This window comes from Serratia sp. NPDC087055, from assembly GCF_044900985.1.
Taxonomy (GTDB): domain Bacteria; phylum Pseudomonadota; class Gammaproteobacteria; order Enterobacterales; family Enterobacteriaceae; genus Serratia.
Genome location: NZ_JBJDOG010000011.1, coordinates 1 through 9400, shown reverse-complemented (window position 1 = coordinate 9400; position 9400 = coordinate 1). Strand labels below are relative to the sequence as shown.

11 protein-coding genes are annotated in these 9400 nt (G+C 52.1%); 5 read left to right on the top strand and 6 right to left on the bottom strand.

The genetic code is table 11. The annotated features are described in order from the left end of the window. Window positions 1–18: 18 nt before the first annotated feature. The 5 genes from mscL to def form a co-directional block, all read right to left on the bottom strand. On the bottom strand, window positions 19–435 hold the full coding sequence (mscL, locus tag ACI2J2_RS24145; RefSeq protein WP_012147209.1) for a large-conductance mechanosensitive channel protein MscL: 417 nt from the start codon (window positions 433–435) through the stop codon (window positions 19–21). 140 nt (window positions 436–575) lie between these two features. After that, the gene (gene trkA, locus ACI2J2_RS24140) at window positions 576–1952 is read right to left on the bottom strand and encodes a Trk system potassium transporter TrkA (protein ID WP_209640494.1); all 1377 of its coding nucleotides are present in this window, start codon (window positions 1950–1952) and stop codon (window positions 576–578) included. A gap of 77 nt (window positions 1953–2029) precedes the next feature. Beyond that, a complete protein-coding gene (gene rsmB / locus ACI2J2_RS24135) occupies window positions 2030–3319 on the bottom strand; it encodes a 16S rRNA (cytosine(967)-C(5))-methyltransferase RsmB (RefSeq protein WP_404761025.1) in 1290 nt (429 codons plus the stop codon). A 73-nt stretch (window positions 3320–3392) separates the two neighbouring features. Then, entirely contained in the window at window positions 3393–4337 is a 945-nt protein-coding gene (gene fmt / locus ACI2J2_RS24130) for a methionyl-tRNA formyltransferase (RefSeq protein WP_404761024.1), read from the bottom strand. 17 nt (window positions 4338–4354) lie between these two features. Further along, on the bottom strand, window positions 4355–4864 hold the full coding sequence (gene def / locus ACI2J2_RS24125; RefSeq protein WP_012147205.1) for a peptide deformylase: 510 nt from the start codon (window positions 4862–4864) through the stop codon (window positions 4355–4357). Window positions 4865–4997: 133 nt separating this feature from the next. Here def and dprA point away from each other — a divergent pair, with 133 nt between their 5' ends. Genes dprA through aroE form a run of 5 tightly spaced genes read left to right on the top strand, consistent with a single transcriptional unit; the run spans window position 4998 to window position 8542 of the window. Further along, window positions 4998–6119, top strand: a complete 1122-nt coding sequence (dprA, locus tag ACI2J2_RS24120) for a DNA-protecting protein DprA (protein ID WP_404761023.1) — start codon at window positions 4998–5000, stop codon at window positions 6117–6119. Next, entirely contained in the window at window positions 6091–6564 is a 474-nt protein-coding gene (smg, locus tag ACI2J2_RS24115) for a DUF494 family protein Smg (protein WP_037425824.1), read from the top strand. Before dprA ends, smg begins: the two co-directional genes overlap by 29 nt. A 25-nt stretch (window positions 6565–6589) precedes the next feature. Further along, a complete protein-coding gene (locus ACI2J2_RS24110; protein ID WP_404761022.1) occupies window positions 6590–7135 on the top strand; it encodes a topoisomerase DNA-binding C4 zinc finger domain-containing protein in 546 nt (181 codons plus the stop codon). Between the two features lie 7 nt (window positions 7136–7142). Beyond that, a complete protein-coding gene (tsaC, locus tag ACI2J2_RS24105) occupies window positions 7143–7712 on the top strand; it encodes an L-threonylcarbamoyladenylate synthase type 1 TsaC (protein ID WP_209640479.1) in 570 nt (189 codons plus the stop codon). An 11-nt stretch (window positions 7713–7723) separates the two neighbouring features. Continuing rightward, window positions 7724–8542, top strand: a complete 819-nt coding sequence (aroE, locus tag ACI2J2_RS24100) for a shikimate dehydrogenase (protein ID WP_209640476.1) — start codon at window positions 7724–7726, stop codon at window positions 8540–8542. 37 nt (window positions 8543–8579) lie between these two features. Here aroE and ACI2J2_RS24095 read toward each other — a convergent pair whose 3' ends face one another. Beyond that, complete coding sequence (locus ACI2J2_RS24095; RefSeq protein WP_209640474.1) at window positions 8580–9122, bottom strand: gamma carbonic anhydrase family protein; 543 nt, start codon at window positions 9120–9122, stop codon at window positions 8580–8582. Window positions 9123–9400: the final 278 nt, after the last annotated feature.

Sequence of the window (9400 nt, the reverse complement as noted above, 5' to 3'; positions counted from 1 at the left end):
TGTGCAGGATAAACAGGTTTACAGTTTTGGCTGTTGCTGCTGACTCAGTAAATCACGGATTTCAGTCAACAGTTTTTCTTCAGCAGTTGGCGCCGGCGGGGCCGCTGGTGCTTCTTCTTGTTTACGACGCACTTTGTTCATTAGCTTAATTGCCAAGAAAATAGCAAAGGCAACAATAACGAAGTCGAAAATGGTCTGAATGAATGAGCCGTAGTTCATTACTACTGCAGGTACTGCGCCTTGAGCTTCGCGTAATACCAGGTGGAATTGTTTGAAATCAACGCCGCCGATCAATAAGCCCAGTGGTGGCATGATAATATCTGCAACGAAAGACGATACGATCTTACCGAATGCTGCACCAATAATCACACCCACTGCCAAGTCAACCACGTTACCACGCATGGCAAATTCGCGGAACTCTTTCATCATACTCATAGAACGCACCCCTTGAAGAATTTAATAACTCAAGTTTAACAAAGCAATTTCCCTTTGCCACAAAAGGAGAGAAAAGATTTGTCTCTTTCCACGGCAGAGAACAACCTCGTAATTATAGACCATCCATTGCTACATTTGTTCTACAAGAAGAATGGGCTTGGCTGGAACAGGCGCTCAACGTCAGGGACGAACTTCTTGTCGGTAATAAACATAATGACGTGATCGCCCTGTTCGATTTTACTGCTGCCATTAGCAATAATAACGTCATCACCACGCACAATGGCACCAATGGTGGTACCTGGCGGCAGTTTAATATCTTCTACAATGCGGCCAACCACTTTTGACGTACTTTCATCACCATGTGCTATGGCTTCAATCGCCTCCGCCACACCGCGACGTAATGATGAAACGCTGACGATATCCGCTTTACGCACGTGGCCTAACAATGCTGAGATGGTTGCTTGCTGTGGTGAAATCGCTATATCGATTACGCTGCCTTGAACCAGGTCAACGTAGGCGCGGCGTTGAATAAGTACCATTACTTTTTTGGCACCCATTCGTTTGGCGAGCATGGCTGACATGATGTTAGCTTCATCGTCATTGGTTATGGCAATAAAGACGTCGACTTGGTCAACATGCTCTTCCGCCAGCAGCTCCTGGTCTGAGGCATCACCATAAAACACAATGGTATCGTGCAGTTGTTCGGCCAGTTCTGCAGCGCGTTGCTGATTTCGTTCGATCAGCTTCACGTTGTAGGATTTCTCCAACCGCTGCGCCAAACCGGCACCAACGTTGCCGCCGCCGACAATCATGATGCGTTTATACGGTTTTTCCAGCCGTTGCAGCTCACTCATTACCGCGCGGATATGCTGTGAGGCAGCCACAAAGAAGACTTCGTCACCGGCTTCGATAATGGTGGAACCCTGTGGACGGATAGGACGATCCTGGCGGAAGATTGCGGCGACACGGGTATCAATGTGCGGCATGTGTTCACGCATCGAAGACAGCGCATTACCGACCAGTGGGCCACCGTAATAGGCTTTTACCGCCGCGATGCTGACCTTGCCTTCAGCAAAATTAACCACCTGTAGTGCACCTGGGTATTCAATCAGCTTGTAGATGTAGTCGATAACCAGTTGTTCCGGTGAGATCAGGTGATCAATGGGTACGGCTTCGGGTTGGAACAGCTTCTCTGACTCGCGGATATATTCTGGCGCACGAATTCGGGCGATTCGGTTGGGGGTATTAAACAGCGAGTAGGCAATCTGGCAGGCAACCATATTGGTTTCGTCAGAATTAGTGACTGCAACCAACATATCGGCATCTTCAGCACCGGCCTCACGGAGTACGCGTGGATGAGAGCCATATCCCTGAACGACCCGCAGATCAAACTTATCCTGTAACTGACGCAGGCGGCCGGCATCAGTATCCACGACGGTAATATCGTTGTTTTCGCCCACCAGGTTTTCCGCCAGTGTTCCACCCACCTGACCTGCGCCAAGAATAATTATTTTCATTTGCTTCTCTGCTTCACACTGAAACCGCTGAAGATTATCTGAAAGGGCGCAACAGACGCGCCCTGAGTACGGAACAGCTACATTTTAATCAGCTTAGCGTAAAAGAAGCCATCCCCATCCTCAGGATGGGGAAGATTCTGTCGGCCAGGCTGTTGATCGTTACCGGTCTCAACCAGACGAGCATCTGCATGACGCTGAAGGAAGGCTGCAACTTGCTCAGCATTCTCTGCCGGTAGAATAGAACAGGTGGCATACACCATCACTCCACCGGTTTTGAGATGTGGCCAAATGGCTTCAATGATCTCGGCCTGCAAAGCGGCCAGGTCCGCGATGTCGCTGTCGCGGCGCAACCACTTGATATCGGGATGCCGGCGGATTACACCGGTGGCAGAACAAGGGGCATCCAAGAGAATGCGATCGAATTGTTTATCACCGCACCATTGCTGCGGGGTACGGCCATCACCCAGTTTTACGTCGGCGTGTAAACGCAGGCGTTGCAGGTTTTCTTTAACCCGGCTCAGACGCTGCTCATCGATATCGACCGCCATCACATGGGCTTTGGGAGCCGCTTCCAAGATATGGGTAGTTTTGCCACCGGGAGCCGCACAAAGATCGAGGATCTGCTCGCCATCCCGCGGATCGAGAAGATCGACACAGCCTTGTGCGGAAGCATCTTGCACCGTTACCCACCCATCGGCAAAACCTGGCAGGTCGGTGACGGCACATGGCGCCAGTAGACGTACCGCATCGCGATATTCAGTATGCGGGACGGCGGCAATGCCCGCTTGCTCCATCAACTGCAAGTAATCTTCACGGGAATGATGAAGACGATTGACGCGCAACCACATAGGTGGCTTCTGATTGTTGGCGCCAATAATCTGTTCCCACTGTGCGGGATAGGCCTGCTGGATACGCTTTAACAGCCAGCTCGGGTGCAAATAGCGGCTGTCATTGTTGGCGGCACGTTGCAGTAACTCTTCCTGTTGGCGCTGGAACTGGCGCAGAACGCCGTTGATCAGGCCTTTAAGTTGAGGCCGTTTCAATGCCACTGCGCCTTCTACTGTTTCCGCTAATACTGCGTGGGCGGGTATGCGTGTATATAGCAGCTGGTAGAGGCCCACCATCAGCAAATAGTGCAGCGTGCGCTGCTTGCCAGTCATGGGTTTTGCCATCAATTGCTGGATGCACCATTCCAGTTGCGGCAATACGCGCAGGGTGCCGAAACACAGCTCTTGCAGGAGTGCGCGGTCCTTGTCAGAAATGGTCTTTTGCAGTGACGGCAGGACAGTGCTGAGTGACTGACCCTGATCGAGCACCTGGCCGATGGCTTTGGCAGCGATGCTGCGGAGATTGTAATTGTTTTTCATAGGCTAAAGCTGATAACGATCGGCGTTAAGAAAGAAACAGCCCGGCGATTATCGACCGGGCAGTGGGGGCGATTTATAGCCGGTTGCCCGGTGTAAACCATTCACGGCGTGAGTTCAGCAGATCTTGTGCTGACATCGGTTTTTTTCCTGCCGGTTGCAATTGAGTCAGGTTAAGAACACCCTCAGCGGTCGCTACCTGGATACCCTGCTTGTCAGCATGGATAATGGTACCAGGTTCTGCATCAGTGGTTTGTGCCAATACTGTTGCCTGCCAGACTTTCACGGGTTGATCTTCAAGGGTGAAATAGCTGACTGGCCATGGGTTAAAGGCACGGATGCAACGTTCAAGCTGTGCAGCCGATAGGTTCCAATCCAGGCGCGCTTCTTCTTTGCTCAGCTTCTCAGCATAGGTTACCAGCGATTCATCTTGTACTTCACGTTTCGCCGTACCCGCAGCCATTTGCTGTAGCGTGGCCAGCATGCCTTGTGGGCCAAGCTGCGCCAGTTTGTCGTACAGACTGGCACTGGTGTCATCCGCCTCAATTGGACAAGCGATTTTGTACATCATATCGCCAGTGTCCAAACCCACGTCCATCTGCATGATGGTCACGCCAGTTTCGTTATCACCAGCCCAGAGTGAACGCTGGATTGGTGCAGCACCGCGCCAGCGTGGTAGCAGCGAGCCGTGGACGTTGATGCAACCAAGCCGTGGCATATCCAACACCGCTTTAGGCAGGATCAAGCCATAGGCCACCACCACCATCACATCAGCGTTGAGATCAGCAACCAAGTGCTGGTTCTCTTCCGGGCGCAGTGATTTGGGTTGGAATACGGGCAAATGATGCTGCTCGGCCAGAACTTTGACCGGGCTAGACGTCAGTTTATTACCGCGACCCGCAGGGCGGTCGGGCTGGGTGAAAACCCCGACGATCTGGTGCTCAGATGACAACAGCGCGTCAAGGTGACGCGCTGCGAAGTCTGGAGTTCCGGCGAAAATAATCCGTAAAGAGTCAGACACGTTGATTTCCTGATGGGTTAGGCGCGTGCGTTAAGCTTGGCCATTTTTTCCAGTTTCTGACGAATACGTTGGCGCTTGAGTGGCGACAGGTAATCGACGAACAGCTTGCCTACCAGGTGATCCATCTCGTGCTGGATACAAATGGCTAACAGATCGTCAGCTTCCAGCTCGAAAGGTTTTCCGTCACGGTCCAGTGCTCTGATTTTCACAGCAGCTGCGCGCGGAACTAAAGCACGTTGTTCAGGGATAGAGAGGCAACCTTCCTCAATCCCGGTTTCGCCGCTTTTTTCCAGCAGTTCCGGGTTGATCAGCACCAAGCGCTGATCGCGGTTCTCAGAAACGTCAATAACGATAATGCGCTGATGGATGTCCACCTGTGTCGCAGCCAGGCCAATGCCTTCCTCTGCGTACATGGTTTCAAACATATCATCCACGATGCGCTGGATATTCGCATTGACTTCTTTTACCGGGGCCGCGACTTTGCGCAGCCGGTCGTCTGGGTAATGTAATACCTGCAATACTGACATATATCTTGAGATCTGTATCCGAGTGATAAACGAGGTTTAGCTTCTATTCTAGACATTTCCCGGCCTGATTGACAGCATTGCGCACCAATTGCTCGAATTGGTAATACCACCATTTTTTGCGGGGGAACAGGCGATGCAGGCACAGGAAATCTGTTTACGGATGCGTGGAGTCGCTGGGCTGAGCGCAGCTAAGGCCAGCCAGATAATCCGGCAGATAGTGGCAGCCGGCGGCGAGCCTTATCGTTTGTTGCGAGAGGTGGGGCTAAACCAGCGGCAGCAGGCACAGTTCCGCCAGGCAAATGCGCGTCATCTGGCCGCTACGCTCGCTTGGTTAGAACACCCCGGTAATGTGCTTTGGTTATATGGAGAGGCGGAATACCCCGAGCGATTGCTCCCTCTAGAGGATGCGCCACTAGTGCTGATGGTGAAAGGTAACCCCGAAGCCGTTCGGCAGCCGCAAATTGCCATGGTTGGTAGTCGCCAGTTCAGCCATTATGGTGAGCACTGGGCCACTTACTTTGCCACTGGGTTGGTGCACTGTGGGTTTACCATTACCAGTGGACTGGCAATGGGCATTGATAGCATCTGCCATCGTGCTGCGCTGGCCGCAGAAGGTCGAACGGTCGCTGTACTCGGTAACGGTTTAGCCAATGTCTACCCGCGCCAGCATCGCCGTTTGGCTGAACGCATCATTGAGAGTGGTGGGGCATTGGTTTCTGAGTATTTGGCCACAGACCTACCGATGCCAAGCCATTTTCCACAGCGCAACCGTATTATTAGTGGGCTGAGCCTGGGCGTGGTCGTGATTGAAGCCTCTTTACGCAGCGGAACGCTGATTACCGCCCGCTATGCTTTGGAACAGGGGCGGGAAATTTTCGCTCTCCCCGGTGCGTTGGGCAACCCAATGAGTGAAGGCACACATTGGCTGATTCAGCAGGGCGCTTATTTGATTACAGGGCCGAAAGAAATTGCTGAACAGCTGGGAAGCGGTCTGCATTGGCTCTCCTTGAGCGAAAATACAACTATTTGTGCGTCAGAAGCCGAAGTTGAATTGCCATTTGCCGATGTGTTGGCTAACGTAGGAGATGAGGTGACACCTGTTGACGTCGTCGCTGAACGTGCCGGCCAACCTGTGCCAGAGGTAGTAATCAAGTTACTCGATCTGGAGTTAGCAGGGTGGATCGCAGCTGTACCCGGCGGCTATGTCCGAATAAGGAGGGCAGGCCATGTTCGACGTACTGATGTACTTGTTTGAAACTTATATCCACAATGAACCAGAGATGCGCGTCGATCAGGATCAACTGACCGATGATCTCGCTGAAGCGGGGTTTCATCGGGATGATATCTACAACGCGTTGAATTGGCTTGAAAAACTCGCTGACTTACAAGAAGGCGAAAATGCACCGTATTTTATGGATGCCGATCCGTTAGCAATGCGGATCTACACCGAAGAAGAAGGTGTGCGTTTGGATGCTAGTTGCCGTGGTTTCCTCCTGTTCCTGGAGCAGATTCAGGTATTGAACCTCGAAACCCGTGAAATGGTTATCGATCGTGTTATGGCTTTGGATAACACAGAATTCGATCTCGAAGATCTGAAATGGGTGGTGCTGATGGTACTGTTTAATATCCCCGGATATGAAAGCGCCTATCAGCAAATGGAAGAACTGTTGTTTGAAGTAAACGAAGGTTATCTGCACTGAGCCGATAACATGCATAGAAGAAGTTATGACAAAAGCCGCGATTTTTGCCGCCAGGCAAAATGAACCCTGTCCGGAATGCGGGGCCGAGCTGGTGATCCGCAGTGGTCGCCACGGCCCCTTCCTCGGCTGTTCCCGTTATCCTGAATGCCAACATATTCGGCCGCTGAAAGCGCAGGTCGAGGGCCATATCGTCAAGATGCTCGATGGACAGGCGTGTCCGAAATGCCAAGCGGTGCTGGCATTGCGTCAGGGGCGTTACGGTATGTTTATTGCCTGCAGTAATTATCCTAAGTGCGATCATACTGAAGTCATCGATAAACCGGACGAAACCAGTATCAGCTGCCCGCAGTGTGAGCAGGGTAAATTGCTTCAGCGCAAATCGCGCTATGGCAAGGTTTTCCACTCCTGCGATCGCTACCCGGAATGCCAGTTCGTTCTCAATTTTAAACCTGTCGCCGGTGAGTGCAGCTACTGCCATTATCCGTTGTTGATGGAGAAGCGCACGGTAAAAGGTCCAACCCTTTACTGCGCCAGTAAACTTTGCGGAAAACCCGTAGTAACCACAGAATAACGACATCATGAGCTCAGAATTCACTTCTAATTTCACGCCAATAATTGACGCGTTGCAGAACCAACAGGTTATTGCCTACCCGACCGAGGCGGTGTTTGGCCTGGGCTGCGATCCTGACAGCGAGCAGGCGGTCAACGCGTTATTGGCTCTGAAACAACGTCCTTGGGAAAAAGGCCTGATCCTGATTGCGGCCGATTACGCGCAGTTAGCACCTTATATAGATGACGCTGCACTGAGTGACCAGCAGCGAGCGACGATGTTCGCCAGTTGGCCGGGCCCCGTGACTTGGGTTATCCCTGCGCGGGCGGATACTCCGCGTTTGCTGACTGGCCGCTTCAATTCATTGGCTGTGCGTGTGAGTGATCACCCGTTAGTACAGCAACTGTGTCGGCAGTTTGGCAAACCGCTGGTATCGACCAGCGCCAATCTTAGTGGGCAAGAACCTTGTCGCAGTACTGATGAGGTACAACAGCAATTCGGTGCTGCTTTCCCTGTGTTGGTGGGTAGCGTCGGTGGCCGCCTTAACCCTTCCGAAATCAGAGATGTCCTGACGGGCAAGCAAATCCGTCAAGGCTAGAGGTAATGTGCATGGAGAAGTTCGCGGTATTTGGTAATCCTATCAGTCACAGCAAATCGCCGCGTATTCATGCGTTATTTGCCGCCCAAACCGGTATAGAACATCCCTATGGTGCGGTGTTAGCGCCGCTGGATGATTTCGAAGCGACTTTGCAGATGTTCATTCGGGCGGGCGGTCAGGGCGCGAATGTTACCGTGCCTTTTAAAGAAAAGGCCTATGAGGTCGCGACGGAGCTCAGTGAGCGAGCTTCGCTGGCCGGTGCGGTAAACACGCTGAAGGTATTGCCGGAAGGAGGTCTACTGGGTGACAACACTGATGGAATCGGGCTACTGACGGATCTTGAACGTCAAGGGCTGATCCGACCAAAGGATCGCGTTCTGCTGGTGGGAGCCGGCGGCGCGGCTCGCGGAGTGATCTTGCCGTTGCTGTCGTTTGGTTGTGACGTGGTGATCACTAACCGGACTTTTGGTCGCGCGCAGACGCTGGCACAAGTATTCCAGCATCTCGGTGAAATATCCGCATTGCCTCTGGATCAATTGGATCAACAGCAATTTGATTTAGTCATTAATGCTACAGCGTCAGGTATTAGTGGTGAGATCCCGACGTTACCCGTTGGCATGATCAATGCCCGCACCCGTTGCTATGACATGTTTTATCAGCAGGGGCTAACACCGTTTCTGGCCTGGGCGCAGCAACAAGGCGCAACAGACTATGCCGACGGTTTAGGCATGCTGGTGGGGCAGGCTGCACATGCGTTTCTGTTATGGCATGGTGTGATGCCGGAGATCGAGCCGGTGCTGCGCCAGTTGCGTCACGAACTGGCGGCGTAACGCTAAGCCCGTTATCCTATTAGGAAACGGGCGTTTGTCAGATATCTTCTGACAAATATTCGTCTTTCCAACGTACGTAGTTAGTAGAAGAGTAAAGCAATCCTTCCCGTTCGGCAGCGGTCAATGGACGAACCTGGCGCGCGGGGCTCCCCATATAGAGATAACCGCTCACCAGACGTTTACCTGGCGCAACCAGGCTGCCGGCACCAATCATCACATCATCTTCTATTACTGCACCATCGAGCAGGATCGATCCCATTCCTACCAGTACGCGATTGCCAATCGCGCAGCCGTGTAACATTGCTTTATGCCCTACCGTCACGTCTTCCCCAATCAGCAGTGGGTAACCTTCAGGGTTATGTTCGGATTTATGGGTCACGTGGAGCACGCTGCCGTCTTGAATATTACTGCGTGCGCCGATAATGACTGCGTTCACGTCACCACGAATGGCAACCAAAGGCCAAATACTGACGTCATCCGCCAGTGAGACATTGCCGATCACGACGCTGGAAGGATCGATCATCACGCGTTGACCCAGTTTAGGAGAGTAATGAAGATAAGAACGTACTGCATCGGACATGATATAGCCTCACGTGGGATCATATTTATCGGCAATACTAGACGCTGGCGGTGGAATTACAACCAACTGAAATGATAGATCCTGTGGAAAACAGCCCTGATCGCGCAAGATCCACGCGAAAGGGTTTAAAAGTGTGCAAACAGAAAGAAAAGATCAAAAAAGGGGTTGTGCAAAAAACTCGGGTCCCTATAATGCGCCTCCATCGACACGGAACATGTGAACAACTTCACAGAGTCTCCGGGGTTCGAAGAGAAAAAATCCTGAAATTTAGGGGTTGA

Excerpts from the sequence above, each read along its gene's own strand:
- mscL (WP_012147209.1), bottom strand. The coding sequence starts at position 435 with ATGAGTATGATGAAAGAGTTCCGCGAATTTGCCATGCGTGGTAACGTG.
- trkA (WP_209640494.1), bottom strand. The coding sequence starts at position 1,952 with ATGAAAATAATTATTCTTGGCGCAGGTCAGGTGGGTGGAACACTGGCG.
- rsmB (WP_404761025.1), bottom strand. The coding sequence starts at position 3,319 with ATGAAAAACAATTACAATCTCCGCAGCATCGCTGCCAAAGCCATCGGC.
- def (WP_012147205.1), bottom strand. The coding sequence starts at position 4,864 with ATGTCAGTATTGCAGGTATTACATTACCCAGACGACCGGCTGCGCAAA.
- dprA (WP_404761023.1), top strand. The coding sequence starts at position 4,998 with ATGCAGGCACAGGAAATCTGTTTACGGATGCGTGGAGTCGCTGGGCTG.
- smg (WP_037425824.1), top strand. The coding sequence starts at position 6,091 with ATGTTCGACGTACTGATGTACTTGTTTGAAACTTATATCCACAATGAA.
- ACI2J2_RS24110 (WP_404761022.1), top strand. The coding sequence starts at position 6,590 with ATGACAAAAGCCGCGATTTTTGCCGCCAGGCAAAATGAACCCTGTCCG.
- tsaC (WP_209640479.1), top strand. The coding sequence starts at position 7,143 with ATGAGCTCAGAATTCACTTCTAATTTCACGCCAATAATTGACGCGTTG.
- aroE (WP_209640476.1), top strand. The coding sequence starts at position 7,724 with ATGGAGAAGTTCGCGGTATTTGGTAATCCTATCAGTCACAGCAAATCG.
- ACI2J2_RS24095 (WP_209640474.1), bottom strand. The coding sequence starts at position 9,122 with ATGTCCGATGCAGTACGTTCTTATCTTCATTACTCTCCTAAACTGGGT.